This window comes from Gemmobacter caeruleus (assembly GCF_008271655.1).
Lineage (GTDB): Bacteria > Pseudomonadota > Alphaproteobacteria > Rhodobacterales > Rhodobacteraceae > Gemmobacter > Gemmobacter caeruleus.
Window position 1 is genome coordinate 68,432 of the sequence record NZ_VKKX01000022.1, and the last position, 23,636, is coordinate 92,067.

Annotated in this window: 22 protein-coding genes; 5 read left to right on the plus strand and 17 right to left on the minus strand. The window is 67.3% G+C overall.

Annotation, left to right across the window (positions count from 1 at the left end; translation table 11 throughout):
• The 4 genes from FOA17_RS07270 to FOA17_RS07285 all read right to left on the minus strand — a co-directional run bounded on the left by FOA17_RS07270 (nt 1) and on the right by FOA17_RS07285 (nt 3,737).
• Nucleotides 1-1,764, minus strand: a complete 1,764-nt coding sequence (locus tag FOA17_RS07270; RefSeq protein ID WP_149141419.1) for a sensor histidine kinase — start codon at nt 1,762-1,764, stop codon at nt 1-3.
• A gap of 51 nt (nt 1,765-1,815) precedes the next feature.
• Complete coding sequence (purQ, locus tag FOA17_RS07275) at nt 1,816-2,484, minus strand: phosphoribosylformylglycinamidine synthase subunit PurQ (RefSeq protein ID WP_149140812.1); 669 nt, start codon at nt 2,482-2,484, stop codon at nt 1,816-1,818.
• 240 nt (nt 2,485-2,724) lie between these two features.
• Nucleotides 2,725-2,964, minus strand: coding sequence for a phosphoribosylformylglycinamidine synthase subunit PurS (gene purS, locus FOA17_RS07280; RefSeq protein WP_149140813.1), 240 nt, complete (start codon nt 2,962-2,964; stop codon nt 2,725-2,727).
• Between the two features lie 11 nt (nt 2,965-2,975).
• Nucleotides 2,976-3,737, minus strand: coding sequence for a phosphoribosylaminoimidazolesuccinocarboxamide synthase (locus FOA17_RS07285; protein WP_149140814.1), 762 nt, complete (start codon nt 3,735-3,737; stop codon nt 2,976-2,978).
• Between the two features lie 217 nt (nt 3,738-3,954).
• Between FOA17_RS07285 and FOA17_RS07290 the strand changes: the two genes are divergently transcribed.
• Nucleotides 3,955-4,269, plus strand: a complete 315-nt coding sequence (locus FOA17_RS07290; protein WP_149140815.1) for a DUF1476 domain-containing protein — start codon at nt 3,955-3,957, stop codon at nt 4,267-4,269.
• A gap of 155 nt (nt 4,270-4,424) precedes the next feature.
• Nucleotides 4,425-5,447 carry a betaine--homocysteine S-methyltransferase gene (gene bmt, locus FOA17_RS07295; RefSeq protein WP_149140816.1) on the plus strand — a complete coding sequence of 341 codons (1,023 nt, stop codon included), beginning with the start codon at nt 4,425-4,427 and terminating at the stop codon, nt 5,445-5,447.
• A 27-nt stretch (nt 5,448-5,474) separates the two neighbouring features.
• On the opposite strand, the gene FOA17_RS07300 is transcribed toward bmt, so the two are convergent.
• Nucleotides 5,475-6,560: a PA0069 family radical SAM protein gene (locus tag FOA17_RS07300; RefSeq protein ID WP_420841692.1), complete on the minus strand. Its 1,086-nt coding sequence runs from the start codon at nt 6,558-6,560 to the stop codon at nt 5,475-5,477.
• A gap of 154 nt (nt 6,561-6,714) precedes the next feature.
• Here FOA17_RS07300 and FOA17_RS07305 point away from each other — a divergent pair, with 154 nt between their 5' ends.
• The 3 genes from FOA17_RS07305 to FOA17_RS07315 all read left to right on the plus strand — a co-directional run bounded on the left by FOA17_RS07305 (nt 6,715) and on the right by FOA17_RS07315 (nt 9,503).
• Nucleotides 6,715-7,407: a corrinoid protein gene (locus FOA17_RS07305; RefSeq protein WP_149140818.1), complete on the plus strand. Its 693-nt coding sequence runs from the start codon at nt 6,715-6,717 to the stop codon at nt 7,405-7,407.
• A gap of 81 nt (nt 7,408-7,488) precedes the next feature.
• Nucleotides 7,489-8,136, plus strand: coding sequence for a DUF1638 domain-containing protein (locus tag FOA17_RS07310; protein ID WP_149140819.1), 648 nt, complete (start codon nt 7,489-7,491; stop codon nt 8,134-8,136).
• Complete coding sequence (locus FOA17_RS07315; RefSeq protein WP_149140820.1) at nt 8,133-9,503, plus strand: FAD-binding oxidoreductase; 1,371 nt, start codon at nt 8,133-8,135, stop codon at nt 9,501-9,503. Before FOA17_RS07310 ends, FOA17_RS07315 begins: the two co-directional genes overlap by 4 nt.
• Here FOA17_RS07315 and FOA17_RS07320 read toward each other — a convergent pair.
• The 12 genes from FOA17_RS07320 to FOA17_RS07375 all read right to left on the minus strand — a co-directional run bounded on the left by FOA17_RS07320 (nt 9,497) and on the right by FOA17_RS07375 (nt 23,551).
• Nucleotides 9,497-9,649: a hypothetical protein gene (locus FOA17_RS07320; protein WP_203232286.1), complete on the minus strand. Its 153-nt coding sequence runs from the start codon at nt 9,647-9,649 to the stop codon at nt 9,497-9,499. The two genes, FOA17_RS07315 and FOA17_RS07320, sit on opposite strands and share 7 nt — an antisense overlap.
• Nucleotides 9,650-9,872: 223 nt before the next feature.
• On the minus strand, nt 9,873-11,516 hold the full coding sequence (recN, locus tag FOA17_RS07325) for a DNA repair protein RecN (RefSeq protein ID WP_149140822.1): 1,644 nt from the start codon (nt 11,514-11,516) through the stop codon (nt 9,873-9,875).
• 15 nt (nt 11,517-11,531) lie between these two features.
• Entirely contained in the window at nt 11,532-12,377 is an 846-nt protein-coding gene (locus FOA17_RS07330) for an outer membrane protein assembly factor BamD (protein WP_149141420.1), read from the minus strand.
• A gap of 156 nt (nt 12,378-12,533) precedes the next feature.
• Nucleotides 12,534-13,454: a UDP-3-O-acyl-N-acetylglucosamine deacetylase gene (gene lpxC, locus FOA17_RS07335; protein WP_149140823.1), complete on the minus strand. Its 921-nt coding sequence runs from the start codon at nt 13,452-13,454 to the stop codon at nt 12,534-12,536.
• A 238-nt stretch (nt 13,455-13,692) separates the two neighbouring features.
• Nucleotides 13,693-15,363, minus strand: a complete 1,671-nt coding sequence (gene ftsZ, locus FOA17_RS07340) for a cell division protein FtsZ (RefSeq protein ID WP_149140824.1) — start codon at nt 15,361-15,363, stop codon at nt 13,693-13,695.
• A gap of 214 nt (nt 15,364-15,577) precedes the next feature.
• On the minus strand, nt 15,578-16,912 hold the full coding sequence (gene ftsA / locus FOA17_RS07345) for a cell division protein FtsA (protein ID WP_149140825.1): 1,335 nt from the start codon (nt 16,910-16,912) through the stop codon (nt 15,578-15,580).
• Complete coding sequence (locus FOA17_RS07350) at nt 16,909-17,862, minus strand: cell division protein FtsQ/DivIB (RefSeq protein WP_149140826.1); 954 nt, start codon at nt 17,860-17,862, stop codon at nt 16,909-16,911. The genes ftsA and FOA17_RS07350 overlap by 4 nt, the downstream gene beginning before the upstream one ends.
• The gene (locus FOA17_RS07355; protein WP_149140827.1) at nt 17,850-18,773 is read right to left on the minus strand and encodes a D-alanine--D-alanine ligase; all 924 of its coding nucleotides are present in this window, start codon (nt 18,771-18,773) and stop codon (nt 17,850-17,852) included. The genes FOA17_RS07350 and FOA17_RS07355 overlap by 13 nt, the downstream gene beginning before the upstream one ends.
• Nucleotides 18,774-18,811: 38 nt before the next feature.
• Nucleotides 18,812-19,738 carry a UDP-N-acetylmuramate dehydrogenase gene (gene murB / locus FOA17_RS07360; protein WP_149140828.1) on the minus strand — a complete coding sequence of 309 codons (927 nt, stop codon included), beginning with the start codon at nt 19,736-19,738 and terminating at the stop codon, nt 18,812-18,814.
• Between the two features lie 106 nt (nt 19,739-19,844).
• Nucleotides 19,845-21,269: a UDP-N-acetylmuramate--L-alanine ligase gene (murC, locus tag FOA17_RS07365; RefSeq protein ID WP_149140829.1), complete on the minus strand. Its 1,425-nt coding sequence runs from the start codon at nt 21,267-21,269 to the stop codon at nt 19,845-19,847.
• Nucleotides 21,270-21,285: 16 nt separating this feature from the next.
• Nucleotides 21,286-22,383: a UDP-N-acetylglucosamine--N-acetylmuramyl-(pentapeptide) pyrophosphoryl-undecaprenol N-acetylglucosamine transferase gene (locus tag FOA17_RS07370; protein ID WP_149140830.1), complete on the minus strand. Its 1,098-nt coding sequence runs from the start codon at nt 22,381-22,383 to the stop codon at nt 21,286-21,288.
• Nucleotide 22,384: 1 nt separating this feature from the next.
• Nucleotides 22,385-23,551: a peptidoglycan glycosyltransferase FtsW gene (locus FOA17_RS07375; protein WP_149140831.1), complete on the minus strand. Its 1,167-nt coding sequence runs from the start codon at nt 23,549-23,551 to the stop codon at nt 22,385-22,387.
• Between the last annotated feature and the right edge of the window lie 85 nt (nt 23,552-23,636).

A 23,636-nucleotide genomic window follows, 5' to 3' on the forward strand; every position in this document is an offset into this window, starting at 1 on the left:
TCATTCTGCTGCCTTGGCTTGCCCGTCCAATATGGGAAGCTGCATTTCGAATACAGCCCCCCCTCCTTCCGCGTTGCGCGCGGTCAGACGGCCGCCAAGATCGGTCACGATCCCCGAGGAAATGGCAAGGCCGAGGCCCACCCCTTCGCCGGGTTTCTTGGTTGTGTAGAAAGGCTCGAACACGTTTTCGAGTTCCTTGATGCCATGCCCGTTGTCACGCACGGTCAGCGTCGCCGTCTCGCCGGCCGACAGCATCAGGTCGATCTGCGGCGCGCGCGATTCCTTGGTCGCGTCGAGCGCGTTGCGGAGCAGGTTGATGATCACCTGTTCCAGCCGCACCCGATCGGCCATGACCATGACCGGGGCGCGGGGCACGCTGCGGGTGATGCGCACGATGCGGGCCTTCAATTGCGGCTCCATCATCGCGAGCGCATTGGAGACCGAGGCGCGCATGTCCACCGGCTCGAACGCCTCGCCGCCCTTGCGGGCATAGGATTTCAGCTGCCGGGTGATCGCGCCCATGCGGTCGATCAGATCGTCGATCCGCTGGAACGAGGACAGCGCCTCGTCGGGGCGCTTGCGTTGCAGCAAGAGCCGGGCGCCGGCGAGATAGGTCTTCATCGCCGCCAGCGGTTGATTGAGCTCATGGCTGACCGCCGCCGACATCTCGCCCAGGGCCGCAAGCTTGGAGGATTGCGCGAGCGTCAGCTCCGCGACCTCCAGGTTCTTCTGCACCTTCTCGCGCTCGGCGATTTCGCGTTGCAGGCGGGCGTTCAGCTGCCGCAATTCGGCGCTTTCGCGTTGCAGGCTGACACTTTGCGACCAGGCGCGGCGCGACAGCATGTAGAAGGTCACCGCCAGCAGGATGGCGAATCCCATGATTTCCAGCGCCAGCACGCCATTCACCTTTTCGCGCACCGAATCGTAGGCGGTGAAGGTGATCATGCGCCAGCCGCGAAAGGCCACGCGGGTTTCGGTCTTCATCACCGCCTCGCCCGCGACATAGGCGTCGGGCGGGGCCTGCGCCCAGTCGGCGGCGCCCTGCAAGGCGCGGCGGATGGCCGAGGGCGCGTCGCGCGCCACCAGCGCCTCGCTCAGCGGCAGGCCGCGCCAGCGCGGTTCGGTCGCCAGCAGCACCTTGCCTTCGCTGTCGGTCACCAGAACGGCGTCCTGCAACCCCGCCCAGGCGCGTTCGTATTTCACCAGATCGACCGCGACGACAATCACCCCAATCACCTGGTTTTCGGACCGGATCGCCCGCGAATAGGTGAAGTCAAAACCGAAAGCCTCGCGCGGGGCGACGGAAAAGATGGTGTCGTTGACGCGCTGCGCCTCGATGAATTGCGGCGCGTTGCGATAGCTTTCGCCCAGTTGGGTGCGGTTGGTCGCGCCGACCACCCTGCCCTCGCGATCCAGCAGCAGGATCGAGGCGGCGCCGATTTCCGCCTGGAACGAGATCAGCCGCGCCGAGGTGGTGGCATATTGCTTGCGCTCCAGCGCCCCGATCAGTTCGGGGTCGCGCGCCAGCAGCAGCGGCACCACGGAATTGCGCTGCAATTCCGAGATCATGTTGCCGGAATAAAGCGCCAGCCGCAATTCGGCGCGGTTGCGCGTCACCTCGGTAAAGCGTTCGGAGAGCCAGCGGTTCGTACCCAGCACCACCGCGATGGCCAGCGCCAGCAAGAGCGCGACGACAAGTTTCACGCGCCAGGTGATTCCCGGCTCGTGCCCTTCCGGGTCGGTCTGTCGTGGCGTGGCGTCCATCATGGCGCCAATCTAGGCCGCGAGGGGCTGCCCCCTCAAGGCCCGGCGTGATCAGGCCAGCGCCATCTTGCCGACCAGCCCCGCAAACAGCGCGGCCCCGTCGGTGCCGCCATGGGCCGCGTCCACCACGCGCTCGGGGTGGGGCATCATGCCCAGCACGCGCCGGTTGGCCGACAGCACGCCCGCGATATCGGCCATGGAGCCATTGGGATTGTCGCCGTAGCGGAAGGCGATGCGGTCTTCGTCGCGGATGCGCGCCAGGGTTTCGGCATCGACGGTATAGTTGCCGTCATGATGCGCGACCGGCACGGTCAGGCGCTGACCGGCGCCGTAGCCTTCGGTAAAGGCCGAGGCGGTGGTTGCCACCTCCAGCACCACGGGCTTGCAGATGAATTTCAGCCCGGCATTGCGCATCAGCGCGCCCGGCAGAAGCTGCATCTCGGTCAGAACCTGAAAACCGTTGCAGATGCCGATGACATAGCCGCCGCGATCGGCATGGGCCTTGACCGCCGCCGCGATCGGCGATTGCGCCGCGATCGCGCCGCAGCGCAGGTAATCGCCAAAGGAAAACCCGCCCGGCACGCCCACGACATCGACGCCCTGCGGCAGGGCGCTGTCCTTGTGCCAGACCCGCACCACCTCGGCCCCGGCGCGTTCAAAGGCGACGGCCAGGTCGCGGTCGCAGTTGGAGCCGGGAAACGTGATGACGGCGGCTTTCATCGGGGCACCTCTGGTTCTGTCCGGGATGGCCGGGCCATAGCGCAAAGCGGCGCGCACCGCCAGCGCAAAACGACCGGCCGCGGCGCGGGGGCGGCCGCCGCCGGAGGGGTTTTGCACCCCTCCGGACCTCCCCGCAGGATATTTTTGAACAGATGAAGGAAGGGGCGGAAAAGACCGGGGGGCCACCGGCGATGCGGCGGCCCCCCGGGGGAATGGCGCCGTGACGGAAAGGGTGGCGGATCAGGCGATCTCGACCGAGTATTTCTCGATCACGGTATTGGCGAGCAGCTTTTCGCACATCGCCTTGACCTCGGCCTCGGCGGCGGCGCGGTCGGTGGCGGCGAGGTCAAGCTCGATCACCTTGCCCTGGCGCACGGCCTCCACCCCTTCGAAGCCCAGCGTGCCAAGCGCGCGGCGCACAGCCTCGCCCTGCACATCCAGCACTCCGGTTTTCAGCATCACGGTGACACGCGCTTTCATGGGTCGGCCTTTCAGTTGATCAGGGTCGGCTTGGGGGTATGGGTGACGTTCGAGGGCAGCACGCCCAGGCGGCGCGCCAGTTCGGTATAGACATCGGCCAGCGGGCCGGGTTCGCGCACCTGGCCTTCGCGGTCGGGGGTGTCGAGGCCGCGCAGATCCCACAGGCGGCAGCTGTCGGGGCTGATTTCGTCGGCCACGATCAGGCGCATGTAATCGCCTTCCCAGATCCGGCCCATTTCCAGCCGGAAATCCATCAGCCGCACGCCGACGCCCAGCATCACGCCCGAGAGAAAATCGTTCACCCGCAGCGCCAGCGCGATCATGTCATCGAGATCCTGCTGGTTGGCCCAGCCGAAGGCGATGATATGTTCCTCGGACACCATCGGATTGCCGAGCTTTTCGTCCTTGTAATAATATTCGACGATCGGGCGCGGCAGGCCCATGCCCTCGGGGATGCCGAGGCGTTGCGACAATTCGCCTGCGGCGAAGTTGCGCACCACCACCTCGACCGGGACGATCTCGGCCATGCGGACCAGCTGTTCGCGCATGTTGAGGCGGCGGATGAAGTGGGTGGGCACGCCGATGGCGTTCAGCCCGGACATGAAGAATTCGCACAGGCGGTTGTTCAGCACGCCCTTGCCATCGACCGCCGGCTGCGGATTGTCGCCCGCCGGGGCGGCATCGTCCTTGAAGTACTGGATCAGGGTGCCCGGCTCCGGCCCTTCGTAAAGGATCTTCGCCTTGCCCTCGTAAACCTTCTTGCGGCGTGCCATGAACTTTCCCGAATCGCGACAGGGACGCGGGCGCCCGGCCCCCGTCCTTTTCCTGCGCCTATAGTCCAGCCCCCGCCCGCCCGCAAGGTTCGACGCCCCTGCACCCGGGCGGTGCGGCGGTGTTTCGGGCGGTTGCGCCGCGTTCTGCCCTTGCGGCGCGGCGATGGCGCGGGCATATGGAAAGGGAACCGATACCGACCTTTCAGGGGGCCTGACCATGACCACCTTCGACGATCGCGAAAAGGCGTTCGAGAACAAATTCGCCCATGACGCCGAGATGCAGTTCAAGGCCGAGGCGCGCCGCAACAAGCTGGCGGGCCTTTGGGCCGCCGATCTGCTGGGCAAGACCGGCGAGGCCGCGAATGACTATGCCATGTCGGTGGTGATGGCCGATCTGGAGGAAGCCGGTTCGGAAGACGTGGTGCGCAAGATCGCCGCCGATCTGGCCGGCAAGGCCAGCGCCGAGGATGTGCGCGCCAAGCTGGCGGAGCTGATGGCCGTCGCCAAGGCCCAGCTGATGTCCGAGATCTGATCCGGCCCGCAGGGACCGGAGGCAGGGCCGCCCGCATCGCCGGGCGGCCCTGCGCTTTTGCGGCGCCATATTGATTTGCACCGCACGCCCCGCCATGCGAAACACGACAGGACTTTCCGGCGCCCGGCGCCGCAACGGAACGGAACGAGGCTTTCATGACCGACGCGCTTTCCAAACTGCTTGCCACCCGCGACTGGCTGATGGCCGATGGCGCGACCGGCACCAACCTGTTCAACATGGGTCTGGAATCGGGCGAGCCGCCGGAGTTCTGGAACACCGACAAGCCCGACAATATCCGCGCGCTGTATCGGGGCGCGGTCGAGGCCGGGTCGGACATCTTTCTGACCAATACCTTTGGCGGCAATGCCGCGCGGCTGAAGCTGCACAATGCGCAGGGCCGTGTGCGCGAGCTGAACCGCATCGGCGCGGCACTTGGCCGCGAGATCGCGGATGCCGCCGGGCACCCGGTGGTGGTGGCCGGCTCGGTCGGACCGACGGGCGAGATCATGGCCCCGATGGGGGCGCTGACGCATGAGCTGGCGGTGGAGATCTTCCACGAACAGGCCGAGGGGCTGAAAGAGGGCGGCGCCGATGTCCTCTGGGTCGAGACGATTTCCGCCCCCGAGGAGTTTCGCGCGGCGGCCGAGGCTGCGCAGCGCGCCAACATGCCCTGGTGCGGCACCATGAGCTTTGACACCGCCGGGCGCACCATGATGGGGGTGACTTCGTCGGATCTGGCGGCGCTGGTGGAAAAGCTGCCGAACCCGCCGCTGGCCTTCGGGGCGAATTGCGGCGTGGGCGCGTCGGATCTGATGCGCACGGTGCTGGGCTTCTTTGCCCAGGGGTCGGAGCGGCCGGTGATCGCCAAGGGCAATGCCGGCATTCCGCGTTATCAGGATGGTGCGATCCATTATGACGGCACGCCGGAACTGATGGCGGAATATGCCGTGCTGGCGCGCGATGCCGGGGTGCGGATCATCGGCGGCTGCTGCGGCACCATGCCCGAACATCTGCGCGCCATGCGTGCCGCGCTGGAAAGCCGCCCCAAGGGGCCGCGCCCGACGCTGGAGGATATCTCGGCCAAGCTGGGCGGCTTTTCGTCGGCCTCGGACGGGACGGGGCCGGTCTGCGGCCATGACCACGGCACCCCGCGCCGGGAACGCCGCCGCGCGCGCTGATCCCCCCGGGGTCAGTCCGAGGCGGGGTCAGAACAGCGACAACTGGTCGCCCGGCTGGTCCGGGCGGCGAAACAGGTCGGTGCGCAAGGGCGGCTGCGGCACGGTCAGCCCCTCGTGCGTGCAGGCCTTGGCAAAGCGCTGTGCGATCAGGTCGGACCACAGCCCCTCGCCGCGCATGCGCCGGCCCCATTGCGGGTCATAGTCGCGCCCGCCATGCACCTCGCGGATGCGGGCCATGACCTTGGCGGCGCGGCCGGGCAGCCGCGTTTCCAGCCAGTCGCGCACCATCGGCGCCACCTCCAGCGGCAGGCGCAGCATGATCCAGCTTGCCGCCACCGCCCCCTCCGCCCGCGCGGCCGCCAGGATCGATTCCAGTTCCGCATCGGTCAGGCCCGGGATCACCGGCGCCACCATGACACGCACCGGCACGCCGGCCGCGCTCAGCCGTCGGATCACCTCCAGCCGCGATTGCGGCGCGGGGCAGCGCGGCTCCATCGCGCGGGCCAGCCCCGCATCCAGCGTGGTGACGGAAATGCCCACCCGCACCAGCCCCGCCGCCGCCATGGGCGCCAGCAGATCGAGGTCGCGGGTGATCAGCGCGCCCTTGGTGGTGATGGCGACCGGGTGGTTCCAGTCATGCAGCACCCGCAGCACCTCGCGCATCACGCGATGCGTGGCCTCGCAGGGTTGATAGGGGTCGGTATTGGTGCCGATCGCCACCGGTGCCACCGCATAGCCCTTGCGCCCGATCTCGCGCGCCAGCACCGCCCCGATACCGGGCCGCGCAATCAGCCGCGTTTCAAAATCCAGTCCGGGCGACAGGTTGAGCCAGGCATGGCTTGGCCGGGCAAAACAATAGACGCAGCCATGTTCGCAGCCGCGATAGGGGTTCACGCTGCGGTCAAAGGGCAGATCGGGCGAACGGTTCCAACTCAGCGCCGAACGCGGCCGTTCGATCCGCACCTCGGTGCGCAGCAGCCGCTCCTCCTCGGGCAGATCCCAGCCGTCATCGACCGCGACGCGGGTCTCGCGCTCATACCGGCCGGTCGCATTGTCCAGCGCGCCCCGGCCCCTGACCCGCAATTCCGGGCGCAATGCGGTTTCCCTGCTCATGATCTATATTAGAACTTTTCATGAACAAAAGGCAAGCGCGCCGCCGCATGGCCCTTGACTGTCGCCTTTGCCTGCGGCCATGTCGCAAAGTGAAAAGTGGCGCTGTCGCAAACGGCGCATGCAGGCACAAACAGTCATCCCGCAGGAGCCGACCATGGCCGACGAAGACGATATCATCCTGTCCGAACTGAACGACGACGAACTCGTCCTTCAGATGCATGACGACCTCTATGACGGTCTGAAGGAAGAAATCGAGGAAGGCGTCAATATCCTGCTGGAACGCGGCTGGGCGCCCTATGACGTGCTGACCAAGGCGCTTGTCGCCGGCATGACCATCGTCGGCGCCGATTTCCGCGACGGTATCCTGTTCGTCCCCGAGGTGCTGCTGGCCGCGAATGCGATGAAGGCCGGCATGGCCATCCTCAAGCCGCTCTTGGCCGAAACCGGCGCGCCCCGCATGGGCAAGATGGTCATCGGCACCGTCAAGGGCGACATCCACGACATCGGCAAGAACCTTGTCGGCATGATGATGGAAGGCGCGGGCTTCGAGGTGCTGGATCTCGGCATCAACAACTCGGTCGAGAAATACCTTGAGGCGCTCGAGGCCGAAAAGCCCGATATCCTCGGCATGTCGGCGCTGCTGACCACCACCATGCCCTATATGAAGGTCGTGATCGACACGATGAAGGAAAAGGGCATGCGCGAGGAATATATCGTGCTGGTCGGCGGCGCGCCGCTGAACGAGGAATTCGGCAAGGCGATCGGCGCCGATGGCTATTGCCGTGACGCCGCCGTGGCGGTCGAGATGGCCAAGTCGATGGTCGCGCGCAAGCACAACACGATGTGAGCGGCCCCAGGGCCCCGCAGGATCAGGCCCCGGCATGTCCGGGGCCTTTTGCTTTCCGCCCCGGTGGTTCAGGATGCACCCATGACCGAGCCCGACGATTCCACCCTGACCGAACGCGGCCTGCCCCCCCAAGGCGGGCGGGTGCTGCTGCTGGCCTGCGGCGCGCTGGCGCATGAGGTGCTGGCGATCCGCCGCGCCGGCGGCTGGGATCACCTTGACCTGCACTGCCTTCCCGCCAAGCTGCATCTCTGGCCCGATCGCATCCCGGCCGAGGTGGAAAAGGCCGTGACGGCCGCCCGCGACCAATATGCCCGCATCTTCGTGCTTTACGCCGATTGCGGCACCGGCGGGCAGTTGCAGGCCACCTGCGACCGGCTGGGGGTCGAGATGATCGCCGGCCCGCATTGCTATTCCTTCTTCGAGGGCAATGACCATTTCGCCCGCATCGCCGAGGACGAGATCACCGCCTTCTACCTCACCGATTTCCTGACCCGGCAATTTGACGCCTTCGTCTGGCGCCCGATGGGGTTCGACAAACATCCCGAACTGATCCCGATGATGTTCGGCCATTACACCAAGCTGGTCTATCAGGCCCAGACCGACGACCCCGATCTGGACGCCCGCGCGCAACAGGCGGCAGCGCGGCTTGGCCTCGCCTATGAGCGCCGCTTTACCGGCTATGGCGATCTGGCCCCCTTCATCACCCAGGCCGCGAAAGACCCCGCATGACCGATGCCGCCCTTGCCGCCCTCTCTGCCCTGCTGGGCGACCGCCTGACCACCGCCCGGGGCCCCCGCGCCGAACATGCGCAAAGCGAAACCCATGTTGCCGGCAGCCTGCCCGATGCGGTGGCCTTTCCCGAAACCACCGACGAGGTCGCGGCGATCCTGCGCATCGCGCAGGCCCATGGCCTGCCGGTGATCGGCTGGGGCGCCGGCACCTCGCTGGAGGGGCATGCGCTGGCGCTGAAGGGCGGGGTCACGGTCGATTTCGCCCGCATGGCCCGGGTGCTGGAGGTGCGGCCCGAAGACATGCTGGCGCGCGTCCAGCCCGGGATCACGCGCGAGGCGCTGAATACCGAGCTTCGCGCCACGGGCCTGTTCTTCCCGGTCGATCCCGGCGCCAATGCGTCGCTGGGCGGCATGGCCGCCACCCGCGCCTCGGGCACGACAGCGGTGCGCTATGGCACCATGCGCGACGCCGTGCTGGGGCTGGAGGTGGTGCTGGCCGATGGCACGGTGATCCGCACCGGCACAGCGGCGCCGAAATCCAGCGCAGGTTATGACCTGACCGCGCTGATGGTCGGATCCGAAGGCACGCTGGGCCTGATCACCGAACTGACCCTGCGTCTGCACGGCCAGCCCGAGGCGATCTCGGCCGCCAGTTGCGGCTTTGCCGATATGGCGGCGGCGGTCGATTGCGTGATCGAGACGATCCAGTCGGGCATCCCGATGGCACGGATCGAATTCCTCGACCCCGCCGCGGTGGCGGCCTGCAATGCCCATTCCGGCCAAAGCCTGCCGGAAACCCCGCTGCTGCTGGTGGAATTCCACAGCTCGCCCGCCGGGGTGGCCGAACAGGCCGAACGCTTTGGCGAGATTGCCGCCAGCCATGGCAGCACCGGCTTTCGCTGGGCCGACCGCCCCGAGGATCGCAGCGCACTGTGGCGGATGCGGCACGCGGCCTATCCCGCCTGCCTCGCCTCGCGGCCTGGCGCCACGGCGGTGGTGACGGATGTCTGCGTGCCGATCTCGCGCCTCGCGCAAGCGGTCGAGGAAACCCGCGCCGATATCGCGGCCAGCCCGATCCCCGGCCCGATCCTGGGCCATGTCGGCGATGGCAATTTCCACGCCATCCTGCTGATCGAAAAGGATAACCCCACCGAAGCCGCCGAGGCCAGCCGCCTTGCCGCCCGCATGGCCGAGCGCGCGCTGCGCCTGGGCGGCACGGTCACCGGCGAACACGGGATCGGCATCGGCAAGCTGGGCTACATGCAGGCCGAACACGGGGCGGGATGGGCGGTGATGGGCGCGCTGAAACGCGCCCTCGACCCGCAAGACATCCTCAACCCCGGCAAGCTGGTGCCGCCTCAGTAATAGGCGACAAAGCGGCGGCGGAAGCGGCCGCTGGAAATCTCGCGTTCGCGCATCTCCAGGTCATAGCGATTGGCGGCGCCGTCCAGATAGGCGCGCTCCATCTCTTCATCGCTGGGAATATGCAGGGCGCGCAGAATGCGGGTCATGGTCTTCAGCATGGCAAACCTCGTATGGTTGCCCTCCCTGATCCCTATCTAGGTCAGCACCGCTGCCCTGACCATCGCCTTTTCCGCATGGCCCCTGCCCGCCCCGCGCATGGCCCCTGCCCTTCATCTGTTCAAAAATATCCTGCGGGGAGGTCCGGAGGGGTGCAAAACCCCTCCGGCGCCCGCCAGCCCGCGCCGCGCAGGGCACAAAGCGCGCGCGCCTTCAGGCCTCCAGCAGTGCCCGCGCCGCCGCGCGCGCCGCGTCGGAAATCGTGTCACCGGCCAGCATGCGACCGATCTCCTCCACCCGTTCGGCATCATCCAGCGGCGTCACGGTCGAGGTGGTCATCCCCCCCGCCACGCGCTTTTCCACCCGCCAGTGATGCGCGCCCAGTGCCGCGACCTGCGGGCTGTGGGTCACCACCAGCACCTGCGCCGTCTCGGACAGCGCCTTGAGCCGCCGCCCCACGGCATCCGCGGTGGCCCCGCCGACGCCGCGGTCGATCTCGTCAAAGATCATCACCATGCCGGGGGCGTCGCCGGTCAGGCAAACTTTCAGCGCCAGCAGGAACCGGCTCAGCTCGCCGCCCGAGGCGATCTTGTTCAACGGCCCTGCCGGCGCGCCGGGATTGGTGGCCACGGTAAAGGCCACGCTGTCGGCGCCCTCCGGCCCCGGCTCGCCGGGTTCGATCAGGGTGCGGAAACTGGCGCGCTCCATCTTCAGCGGCGCGAGTTCCGCCGCCATGGCCGCATCCAGCCGCAGCGCCGCGGCGGTGCGGGCGGTGGTCAGCGCGGCTGCGGTGTCACGATAGGTCGTTTCGGCCAGAACCAGCGCGCGGCGCAGCCCGGCCAGATGCCGTTCGCCGCCATCCAGCGCCTCTAGCCGCGCGCGCAGACCCTGGGCAAAGCCGCCCAGATCATCGGGCAACACGCCATGCTTGCGCGCCAGCGCGCGGATGGCGAACAGCCGTTCCTCCAGCGCCTCCAGCTCTGCCGGGTTGAAATCCAGCGCGTCAAGGCAGGCCTCGACGCCCGACTGCGCCTCGCCCAGCTCGGTCAGCGCGCGGTTCAGCGCAGCCATCGGCGCCTCCAGCGCGCCCTCGGCCTGCGCGGCGGCGCCCTCCAGCCGGCGCAGCGCCTCCCATAGCAGCGCCTCGGCGCCCTGATCCGACAGCGCGGCATGGGCGCGGGCCACATCGGCGCGAATCTTCTCGGCGCCCTGCATGGCGCGGCGGCGGGCATCCAGCACCGCCTCCTCGCCGGGTTCGGGGTTCAGCTTGTCCAGCTCGGCCACGGCATGACGCAGGAATTCCTCCTCGGCCTGCACCGCCTGCAAGGCGGTCTCGGCCTCGGACAGCGCGCGCCGCGCCTGACCAAGCGCGCCCCAGGCCGCCCGTGCCGGGCCAAGGTCAAAGCCGCCAAAGGCATCAAGCATCTGGCGATGCCCGCGCGGGTTCAACAGGCCGCGGTCGTCATGCTGGCCATGCAGTTCCACCAGCGTATCGGAAAGCGCGCGCAGCACCTCGCCCGAGACGCGGCGGTCATTGGCCCAGGCGGTCTTGCGGCCATCGGCATGGTTCACGCGGCGCAGGATCAGCTCGCCCTCGGCCTCGATCCCGTATTCCGCCAGCACCGCCAGCGCGGCATGGCCGGCCGGCAGGTCAAAGACCGCGATCACCTCGCCCTTTTCGGCGCCGGCACGCACCAGTTCGGCCCGGCCACGCCAGCCCAGCACGAAACCCAGACTGTCCAGCAGGATCGACTTGCCCGCCCCGGTCTCGCCGGTCAGCACGTTCAGCCCGGGCTGAAACGCCAGCGACAGCCGATCAATGATCAGCATGTCGCGAATATCAAGCGTGCGCAGCATGGCCCCGTCGGCCCCTTACAACCACTGGCCCCGGATCATCTGGCGATAGATCGCCGCCAGCCAGCCGTCGCCCTTGGCCTTGGGCTCCAGCCCGCGCGCCGTCAAAAGCTTGTAGCTGTCCTGATAGAACGGGCTGGACTGATAGTTATGGCCCAGAATCGCCGCCGCCGTCTGGGCGTCATCGGTCAGGCCAAGCGCCAGATAGGCCTCCACCAGCCGGTGCAGCGCCTCGGCGGTGTGGGTCGTGGTCTGGAAATCCTGCACCACGGTGCGGAAGCGGTTGATCGCCGCCGTGTAATGCCCGCGCTTGAGGTAATAGCGCCCGATCTCCATCTCTTTCGCCGCCAGATGGTCAAAGGCGAGGTCGAATTTCAGGATGGCCGAGCGCGCATATTCGGAATTGGGATATTCCTCGATCACCTCGCGCAGCGCTTGCAAGGCCTGGAAGGTCAGGCCCTGATCGCGGCCCACCTCGTCGATCTGGTCATAATAGCTCAGTGCCAGCAGGTATTTCGCATAGGCCGCATCCTCGTCGCCCGGATAATAATCCAGGAAACGCTGGGCGGCCTGGCGGGCATCCTCGTATTCCTTGTTCTTGTGATAGGTGAAGGCCTGCATGATCAGCGCACGGCGGGCCCAGTCGGAATAGGGGTAGAGCCGCTCGATCTCGGCGAAATAGCGCACGGCAGATTCGGGGTCGCGGTCTTCTTCCAGCGTGAATTCGCCACGCTTGTAGATCTGTTCGGCGCTCAGCGTATCGAGGGCCGGTTCCTTGTTGGCCGCACCACCCCCGCAAGCCGCCAGGAAGGTCACCAGCACCAACCCGCCCAGACCGCCCGCGCCCGAAGTTCCACCCGTGATCTTTCGCACATCTGCCTCGTCAATTCCCGCCCGTGACCGCCGCCTCAGACGGCGGCACGGATCTGCCCCGCCTTTGGCAAGGCAGGGTGTTCGGCTTGTCCTAGCATAGAAAATCCGGCGGCGCAAAACGCCTTTCGCGGCGGCGCGGCGGCGCGATCAGGCATGGACCGGCAGATCGCCGCGATGCACACCCATGCCCGGCAGCTTGCGGTCGGTCATGCCGCCCACATCGACAAAGCGATAGGCGCTGGCATCGGCGAACAGCGCGCGCAACAGGCGGTTGGTCAGGGCGTGGCCGGCGCGGATGCCGGTATAGCGACCCAGGATCGGCCCGCCCGCCAGCGACAGATCGCCAAGCGCGTCCAGCATCTTGTGGCGCACGGGTTCGTCGTCATGACGCAGGCCACCGGGACTCAGCACTTCGCCGTCTTCAAAGACCACGGCATTTTCCAGCGTGCCGCCAAGCGCCAGGCCATTGGCGCGCATCCGGTCCACATCGGCCTGAAGGCAGAAGGTGCGGCTGTCGCAAAGCTCGCGCACAAAGGCGCCATTCGCCATCGACAGATGTTTTTCCTGCCGGCCGATCGCGGCTTCGGCAAAGTCGATGCGAAAGTCGATTTCCAGATTGTCCGACGGCTCCAGCCGCGCCACGGCCTCCCCCTCGCGCACCTCGACCGGCTTGACAACGCGGATCGCGCGCACCGGCGCCTCCTGCACCCGCAGGCCGATTTCCAGAAAGGTCTGCACGAAAGGCACCGAAGACCCGTCGAGGATCGGCACTTCCGGCCCGTCGATCTCGATCAGCGCATTATGGATGGCGCAGCCCGCCAGCGCGGCCATGATATGTTCGATGGTCGATACCGACACGCCCGAGGGGTTGGCGACCAGGGTGCAAAGCTTTGACGGCACCACCGCATCCCAGCGGGCCGGGATCAGCGGGTCGGCCAGATCAAGGTCGGTGCGACGGAACCACACGCCGGTATCGGCCGGCGCCGGATGCACCACCATGCGCACGGCTTCCCCGGAATGCAGCCCCAGTCCGGTAAAGACCGCGGCGGATTTCAAGGTATTCTGCACAGTCAGCCCCCAAGCCGATCCAAGGATTCCGCGGCCTTATCCACAAGGCATTTGCCGCGCAGTTTAGGTAATTCGGCGGGGCTGTTTGAACAACTCACTCTTTGTAACCGGATGTAACAGTCGGGCAAAGGCGGTGCAACAATCCGCCAACGACCCCATAATGCATTGATTTCACAATGAAAAAGGTCCGCCATGGCGGACCTTCTTTTGTCAGGATGTTATCTTGACGTGACGTCGCTCAATTCGCCTGACGACGCAGGAAGGCCGGGATTTCGATCCGTTCCTGATCGGCCGACAGCTCCGGCTCATCGTCATAGGCCTGCACCTGCGGCTGCTGGCGCGGCGCGGGGCGTTCGGCCGGGGCCTCGGCATGGCCAGCCATGCGATTGATCAGCGAGCCGATGCCAAAGCGCGGCTTTTCTGCCGCACGGGCGGGGGCAGCCGGGGCGGCGGGCGCCGCGGGGCGCTGCGCCACGGGCTGCGCGCGCGACTGGGCCGGGGCCTTGCTGACCGCCGCTTGCAGACGCGCCAGGGCCTCGGGCGAGGGCTGGCCGGCCGGGCGCGGACGCGGCGCGACAAAGGCGGCGGCTTCCTCGTCATGGGCACTGTAGCCACGCTGTTGCGGGGCGACCTGAGCCTGCGGCTGCGGCGCGGGGCGATAGGCCGGGGGCGGCATGTCGTCCATCGCCTCATCCTGATCATGCACCGGATGGAAGCTGGCCTGCGGTGCCGGCGCGTCGAACAGCGAGGGCGCCGGTTGCGGCGCGGGCTGCGGGGCGGCCTGCTGCGGTGCCAGCGCCATCGGCTGCGGCGCCGGGGTCACCTGGGCGGTGATCACCGGGCGCTGCTGCTGCACGGGCTGCGGCGCGGGTTCCGGGGCAAAGGTCGGCGCGGCCGAGCCCATCGGGCGGCGGGTCGGCGTCTCGGCCCGGTTGGAGGCCGAAGCGTCAATGCCGGTCGCCACGACCGACACGCGGATCGTGCCTTCCATATTCGGATCGAGGGTCGAGCCGACGATGATATTGGCGTCGGGATCGACCTTTTCGCGGATGATGTTCGCGGCCTCGTCCAGTTCGAAAAGGGTCAGGTCATAGCCGCCGGTGATGTTGATCAGCACGCCCTTGGCGCCGTTCAGGCTGATTTCGTCGAGCAGCGGGTTTGCGATCGCCTTTTCGGCGGCCTGCACGGCGCGATCTTCGCCCGTCGCCTCGCCCGTGCCCATCATGGCCTTGCCCATCTCGTCCATCACCGAACGGACATCGGCGAAATCGAGGTTGATCAGGCCCGGCTTCACCATGAGGTCGGTCACGCCCTTGACGCCCTGATACAGCACGTCATCGGCCATGGCGAAGGCCTCGGTAAAGGTGGTGCGTTCATTGGCCAGGCGGAACAGGTTCTGGTTCGGGATGATGATCAGCGTGTCCACGACCTTTTGCAGGGCCTCGATGCCGTCCTCGGCCTGGCGCATCCGCTTGTTGCCCTCGAACTGGAAGGGTTTGGTCACCACGCCGACGGTCAGCACGCCCAGTTCCCGCGCGGCCTGCGCGATGATCGGCGCGGCGCCGGTGCCGGTGCCGCCGCCCATGCCGGCGGTGATGAAGCACATATGCGCCCCGGCCAGATGATCGACGATGGCCTCGATGGTTTCCTCGGCGGCGGCGGCGCCTACCTGCGGACGGGCCCCTGCCCCCAGACCCTCGGTCACTTTCGGGCCCATCTGGATGCGGCTGTCGGCGCGCGACTGTTGCAGCGCCTGCGCGTCCGTATTGGCCACGACGAATTCGACGCCTTCCAGGTTCTTGTCGATCATGTTGTTGACAGCATTGCCGCCGGCGCCGCCCACACCGAAGACGGTGATGCGAGGCTTCAGATCCTGCTGCTGGGAGGTCATCATGAGATTCAAGGTCATCGCCAATCCGCCTGCTATACTAGTGAGCCGCCATATTTTTCATTTGCTTCCAGAGCCCGCGCGCATCTGTCCCGGATGCGGAATCTCCGAATTATCCTCAATTCTATCCACAGTGGCCGTTGGCGTCACGAAAAAAACGTCCTTCCCCCACAAAATATGGGGGATAACCCGCTTTTGATCGGCGGGATTTCGCCTCTGACGCAGAATGTGGGGGTTACCAGTTGTCCTTGAACCACTTGAAGGCCCGTTTCAGGGACCGCGCCGGGTATTTTTCGGTCGGGATGTCGAAATCCCACCATTCGTCCTGCGGGCTGGTCGCAAAGAGACAGAGCCCGACCGAGGAGGAGAAGGCCGGTCCGGTCACGGCCTGCGGCAGGCCCTGAATGCGCAGCGGGCGCCCCAGGCGGACGCGCTGGCCCAGGATCCGCGTCGCCAGGGTGTCAAGCCCGGGGATCTGGCTGGCGCCGCCGGTCAGCACGATCTGCTGGCTGGGCAGGTGGTCGAAACCCGCCGCATCCAGCCGCGCGCGCGCCTCTTCCAGAATTTCCTCGACGCGCGGGCGCATGATGCCGATCAGCTCGGTCCGGCTCACACGGCGGCTGTCCTTTTCCCAGTCGCCGCTGTCGCCGCCCATCTCGATCATCTCGCGGTCGTCCATGCTGGTGGCATGCACACCGCCATGCTTGGTCTTGATCCGCTCGGCCACCGCCATCGGCACTTGCAGCCCCTTGGAGATGTCGAGCGTGATGTGATCGCCGCCCATGCGCACGCTGTCGGCATAGATCATGTGCTTCTTGATGAAGATCGACAGGCCCGTCGCGCCGCCGCCCATGTCGATACAGGCCGCGCCCAGTTCCTGTTCATCCTCGACCAGCGAGGAAATGCCCGACACATAGGCCGAGGAGGCGATCCCCGCCAGTTCGAGGTCGCAGCGCTTGATGCAATAGAACAGGTTTTGCACCACGCTGGCCTCGACCGACAGAAGGTGCATGTCACAGGCCAGTCGGTTGCCGATCTGCCCGCGCGGATCACCCAGACCCGAACGGTGATCCAGCGCGAAATTCACCGGCTGGGCATGCAGCACCTCGCGCCCCTGCCCGATATCGGGCATGTCGCACGAGGCCAGAACCCGCGCGACATCCTGTTCGGTCACCACCGAATCCTGAAGCTCGATCTCGCCCGCCAGACCATAGCTGCGCGGCTCGGCGCCGGCGAAACAGGCGATGACGTGATCGACCCGCACATTCGCCATCTTCTGCGCGGCCTGCACGGCGGTGCGGATGGCGCGCTCGGTTTCGCTCATCGCGTGGATTTCGCCAAAGCGCACACCGCGCGACCGGGTGGTGGCGGCGCCGATGATGCGGAATTGCGATTGCCCCGCCATCGACCCCACGCCATCGGTTTCGCGCCGCCGCTCCGGCCCGTCAAAGCGCAGAACCAGACAGGCGATCTTGCTCGACCCGATATCGAGAATGGCGACCACGCCCCGCTGCATGGCGGCGCGGCGCATGTTCCGCATGGCACGCTGGGATTGATAGAGATCGGTCACAGGTCGTTCTCCACGGTGACAAGGCCCATGGCGCGGCGCATCTCGCGCAGCGCATCGGGGGCAAGACGAAGGGTCGGACGCTGGCGATTGCGCAGGTCCACGGTGAGTATGTCGCGGTTCAAAAGGTCTTCGGCCTTGTCGAGCGCCAGCAGACGCTCCAGCGCGCGGACAGGTTCGCTCGCCGGCAGCAGGATGCGCTGGTCGCGATCCAGCACCAGATCCCAGCGGCGTTCGCCCACCCGCACAAGGCCGCGCAGGCGGTCCTTCACCGGGCCGGCGGCGGCCACGATGCGCAGCGCCTCGGCGGCGGCGGCATTCGCCCCCTCGCCCGCCAGCAGCGGCAGGTCGGGCCGGTCGCCGCGCACCAGAATGCGCGCGATGCGCCGCCCGGTCTTGTCGAGCAGATCCAGCTCCTCGCCCCGGCGCCAGACCAGCGCGGGCACGCGCTCGGTGATGCCCACCTCCAGCGCGCCGGAACCGGCGACGCGCACCGTCACCCCCTCCACCGCATCCAGCGTGGCGATCCTGGCGCGCGCGGCCTCCAGGTCGATGTCAAAGCTCGACATCGGCAGTTTCAGCGCCAGCATGTCGCGGATCGCCGCATCCAGCGACGGCGAGGCCCCGGTGATCTGCAACACGTTCACGCGAAATTCGGGGCGGTTCTCGACCGCAACCTTCCAGGCGTCGATCTGCGCCAGAATCGCTGCGCGCCGGGCATCATTGCCCAGCCAGAGCAGCACCGCCAGCGACAGCACAAAGGCCGGCACCCCGACCCGCACCACCACGCGAAACAGCGGCGTCAGCCAGAGCCGCTGCATCCGGTAGGCCATGCGCGTGGGCGCCGGATCGCGACGCTGGGCGCCCGGCTGCCCGCCTTGCGGCGCGGCGGCGGCCACGGCGCGCGGCGCGGGCTCGGTGGCATAGCGGCGCTCGGCGACTAGCGGTCGCATGAGGCATCCTCCACGATCCAGCGGCACAGTTCGGGAAAGCCGATGCCGACATGCGCGGCCTGTTCGGGCGCCAGCGAGGTGGGCGTCATGCCCGGCTGGGTATTGGTCTCCAGCAGGATCAGCCCGGCCAGCCCGCGCGCCTCGTCCCAGCGGAAATCGGTGCGGCTCAGCCCCCGGCAGCCCAGGGCGCGATGCGCGCGCAGGGCGTATTCCAGACAGGCATCCGCGATCTCGGCCGGCACCTGGGCGGGGATCTCGTGGCGCGACCCGCCCGCCTTGTATTTGGCGTCATAGTCATACCAGCCCGAGGTGATGATGTCGGTCACCGCCAGCGCCCGGTCGCCCAGCACGGCGCAGGTCATCTCGCGGCCCGGGGCATAGGTCTCGACCATCACGGTATCGGGCATGGTGGCGGCCAGTTGCGGCGGCGCATTCGCGCCTTCGGCCACGATATAGACCCCGACCGACGACCCTTCGTTATAGGGTTTCACCACATAGGGCGGCGGCAGGACATGGCGGCGGCTCGCCTCCTCGCGGCTGGCCAGCACGCTGTCCACGATGGGCAGGCCGGCGGCGCGATAGGCCTCCTTGCTGCGCTGCTTGTCCATCGCCAGGGCCGAGGCCAGCACGCCGGAATGCGTATAGGGGATGCGCAGCCATTCGAGGATGCCCTGCACGCAGCCATCCTCGCCCCAGCGGCCATGAAGCGCGTTGAACACCACATCGGGGCGGATCTCTTGCAGGCGCGCCACGAGGTCGGGGCCGGCATCGACCTCGATCACCTCATATCCCGCCACCCGCAGGGCATTGGCGCATTCACGCCCGGAAACGAGCGACACCTCCCGCTCCGCGGAAAGCCCACCCATCAACACCGCCACACGGGAGCATGCCTGACCCGACTTGCCCGCCATTTACTGCCTCTTCAGGGTCTGATGCCCCGATATTCTTGTTATTTTGCCGCCGGTTCACCGACGCGCATGATTTCCCACTCTAGCGTGATCCCGCTGTGTTGGAAAACCCTTTTTCGCACTTCCTCACCGAGATTTTCCAGATCGGCCGCGGTGGCACCCCCGGCATTGATCAGGAAATTGGAATGCATCTCGCTCATCTGGGCGCCGCCGAGGCGCGCGCCGCGCATCCCGGCATCGTCGATCACCTTCCAGGCCTTCAGCTCATGCGTGTCATCCGCCGCGCCGGTGGAGCTGCGCCCCAGTGGGTTGCGAAAGGTTGAACCGGCGCTGCGGTCGCGGGTCGGCTGGCTGGCATCGCGCTTTGCCAGCTGATCCTCCATCCGGGCGGCCAGCTCAGCCGGATCGCCCGAGGGCGCGCGGAAGGTGGCGCCGATCACCACCGCCCCTTCGGGCAGGTCGGATTGCCGATAGCGCAGATGGAGCGCGGCGGCGGGCAGGGTCTCTTGCCGCCCATGCCGGGTGACGATGCGGATTTCCTCCAGAAAATCCGCGACATAATGGCCATAGCAGCCCGCATTCATCCGCACCGCCCCGCCGATGGAGCCGGGGATGGTGCGCAGGAAGGTCAGATCGCGCCCCGCCTCGGCGGCCTTGCGGGCTACATGGGCATCCAGCGCGGCGGCACCGGCGATAACCCGGTCCCCCTCGATCGCGATGCCGTTGAAGCCGCGCCCCAGCCGGATCACCACCGCCCGCAACCCGCCATCGCGCACGATCAGGTTCGACCCCACCCCCATGGGAAAGACCGGGATCGCAGGATCAAGCGCGGCAAGGAACGCCGCCAGATCTTCGGCATCGGCGGGCTGGAACAGCCAATCGGCCGGGCCGCCCACCCGCAGCCAGGTCAGATCGGCCAGAGGCCGGTTTTCGGTCAGGGTGCCGCGGGGCTGGGGAAGCTTTGTCATGACGCGGTTCTGCCCCAAGCAAGGGGGGCGGCGCAAGACGGCAATCACGCCCGCGCCGGGGGCGAATTTTCGTCGAAAATTCGCGGCGGCGGCGGGCGCGCTGCGTTCAGGCGGCCTTTTCGCTCAGTCGCGCGGGCAGCGCATTGGCCCAGGCGCTGATCGTGCCGGCGCCCAGACAGACGAAGATATCGCCCGGCCGGGTCTGTTCACGAAAGAGCCGCGTCAGATCGGCCTCGTCGATCACCGCGCGGGCATGGCGATGGCCATGCGCGATCAGGCCCGAGACCAGATCGTCGCGCCCCGCCCCGGGGATCGGGTCTTCGCCCGCCGCATAGACCTCGGCGATGCCGACCACATCGGCCTCGTTGAAGCAGGTGCAGAAATCGTCGAACAGCGAGGAAAGCCGGGTATAGCGGTGCGGCTGATGCACAGCGATGACCCGCGCGCCCTCGCGCCCGGCAATCGCCTGACGCGCGGCCTTCAGCACGGCGGCGATCTCCACCGGGTGATGGCCGTAATCGTCGATGATGGTGACGCCGTTTACCTCGGCCACCTTGGTAAAGCGGCGGTTCACGCCGGCGAACTGCGCCAGCGCGTCGCGGATTTCTTCTTTCTTCATGCCCAGATGGCGGGCCACGGCCACCGCCGACAGCGCGTTGGACACATTGTGATCACCCGGCATGGGCAGGGTGCAGCCTTCGATTTTCGCACCCTCCCCTTCGCCCTGAAGCAGGATATCGAAATGCGCCTTGCCGTTTTCGAACCTGAGGTTCACCGCGCGCACATCGGCCTGGGCGTTGAAGCCAAAGGTGACGATACGCCGGTCGGTGACACGGCCGACCAGGGCCTGCACCTCGGCATGGTCGGTGCAGCAGACCGCCAGACCATAGAAGGGGATGTTCGACACGAAATCGTAGAAGCCCTTGCGCAGCGCGTCGAAGCTGCCCCAATGCTCCATATGTTCAGGGTCGATATTGGTGACGATGGCGATGGTCGCGGGCAGGCGATTGAAGCTGCCATCGCTTTCATCGGCCTCCACCACCATCCATTCGCCGGCGCCGGCGCGCGCGTTCGAGCCATAGGCATGGATCACGCCGCCATTGATCACCGTCGGGTCGAAGCCGCCCTTGTCGAGCAGCGTGGCGACCATCGTGGTGGTCGTGGTCTTGCCATGCGTCCCGGCGATGGCGATGTTCGAGCGCAGGCGCATCAGCTCGGCCAGCATTTCGGCGCGGCGCACCACCGGCAGCTTGCGGCGGCGGGCCTCCTCCAGTTCCGGGTTGCCGGGCTTGATCGCCGACGAGATCACCACCACCGCCACGTCATCGCCGATATTCGCCGCGCGCTGCCCCTCGAAAAACCGGGCGCCCAGCTTGACCAGACGGTCGGTGATCTTTGACGACTTGGCGTCGGATCCCTGCACGCGGTAGCCATGGGTCATCAGCACCTCGGCGATGCCCGACATGCCGATGCCGCCGATCCCGACGAAATGGATGGGGCCAAGCTCAAGCGGCAGTTTGGTGGCATTCATGGCACGGGTTCCGGGATCACGCGGTTTCGGACAGGCGCAGGACCAGATCGACCAGCCGGTCGGTGGCATCGGGGCGGCCCTGCGCAAGGGCATTGGCGGCCATGCGGCCGGCGGCTTCGGGATGCGAAAGCACCGCGGCGATGTGCGCCGAGAGCGTCGCGGGGTCAAGAGCGGATTCCGGGATCAGGATCGCGGCCTCGGCGGAAACCAGCCCACGGGCATTGGCGGTCTGGTGGTCGGCGGTGGCGGCGGCGAAGGGAATGAGGATCGCCGGGCGCCCGATCACCGAGATATCGGCGATGGACGAGGCCCCGGAGCGCGAGATCACCAGTTGCGCCTCGGACAGGCGGCGCGGGATGTCGGCAAAGAACGGCTCCACCTCGGCCAGGATGCCGGCGGCGGCATAGGTCGCGACCACGCGGTCCTGATCCTCGGCCCGGGCCTGATGGGCGACACGCAGGTTGCGGCGGATCGGTTCGGGCAGGGCCACGATGGCCTCGGGGACCACATCGGACAGGATGCGCGCACCTTGGCTGCCGCCGATCACCACCAGGCTCATCGGGTAATCGCCGGGCGGGATATAGGGGGCGCCGGCGCGGTCCAGCACCGCCTGGCGCACGGGGTTGCCGGTATGGTCGCCGGTGACACCCGCGGGCAGCGCGGTGGGCCAGGTGCCGCAGGCCACGGCCTGCACCCGGCGGGCAAAGGCCTGATTGACCCGGCCCAGCACGCCGTTCTGTTCATGGATCATGCGCGGCAGCCGCAGAAGCGTCGCCGCCGCGATGGCCGGGATCGAAGGGTAGCCGCCGAAGCCCACCACTACCGCCGGCCGGTCGCGCAGCATCGCCGCCATGGCCGCGGCCACGCCGCCCGCGATGCGGAACGGCACCGCCAGCCGCGCCACCACTCCGCCCCGGGCGAAGGTGGCAGAGGAGACTTCCTCGATGGTCACCGCCGGGGGAAAGCCGCCGGCATAGCGCGCGCCCCGCGCATCGGTGGACAGTTTCACCCGCCAGCCGCGCGCGATCATCGCCTCGGCCAGCGCCTGCGCGGGGAACATGTGCCCGCCGGTGCCACCGGCGGCAATCAGCAGAAGCGGCGCCTTGCCCGCCATCTCAGCGCCCCCGCCGGAACAGGATATCCTGCAATTCGCCCTGCGGACGCGACCGAGTCAGCGCCAGCAGCATCCCCACGGTGATGCCCGCCGCGATGACCGAAGACCCGCCATAGCTGACGAAAGGCAGCGTCATGCCTTTGGCCGGCAGAAGCCGCACCGCGACGCCCATGTTGATCATGGCCTGGACGCCAAAGATGCAGGCCAGCCCCGACCCCGCCAGCCGCACGAAGGGATCGCGTTCCTTCATCAGCCGGAACATCGACCGCACGACCACGGTGCCGTAAAGCCCGAGGATCAGCAGGACCAGGATCAACCCGTATTCCTCGGCCGCGACGGCGATGATGAAATCGGTATGGGCATCGGGCAGCGTCCATTTCACCTGCCCCTCACCCACGCCGACGCCGAAAAAGCCGCCCTCCTGAATGGCGTTGGTGGCATAGCCAAGCTGCGAGCGCGGGTCCACGTCAGCGGCCAGAAAGCCGTCGATCCGCCGCGCGAGGTGTTCGGACATGCCGTAAAGCAGGAAGCCCACGCCCCCCACCATCCCCAGGATCGAGACGATGATCGCCATCGAGGCGCCGGCCACGAAATAGACCACGCACCAGCCAAAGATCACCAGCATCGACTGGCCGAAATCGGGCTGGATCGCCAGCAGGAACACCACCATCACCATGGAGGCAAAAGAGATCAGTCGCCCCGGCGGGCCGTTGATTTCCTGCGCGGCGGCCATCATCCAGGCGGAAAACACGATGAAGCCGGGCTTGAGGAATTCCGACGGCTGGAACGAGGCAAAGCCCAGCGAATACCAGCGGATCGCGCCCTTGCCGAAATCGGTGCCCAGAAAGGGCAGCGCCGCCAGCGCGACGAAAGACACGAAAAAGCCCACGATCCCGATGCGCCGCACCGCCTCGGGGGGGAGCATGGAAACCCCCAGCATCGCGACCAGCGCCAGCGCGCCGAAAAAGCCCTGGCGTTCGACGTAATGGAACGGATCGAGGTTGTTGCGCGTGGCGAGCGGCACCGAGGCGGCCAGCCCGAGCAGGATGCCGATGCCAAACAGCATCAGCACCGCCGTCAGCGACCATTTGTCGATGGTGCGCCACCATTTGGGAAGAACCGGCTCCGATACCTTGCCGGGCATCGAGCCATAGACCATCTCAGTCATGGGAACCGCCTGTACGCCTGCTTGCCACATCTGGCCGGTGTGCCCCGGCCTTTGCGCCAGTCTAGCGGCATTCCCCGTTCATGGC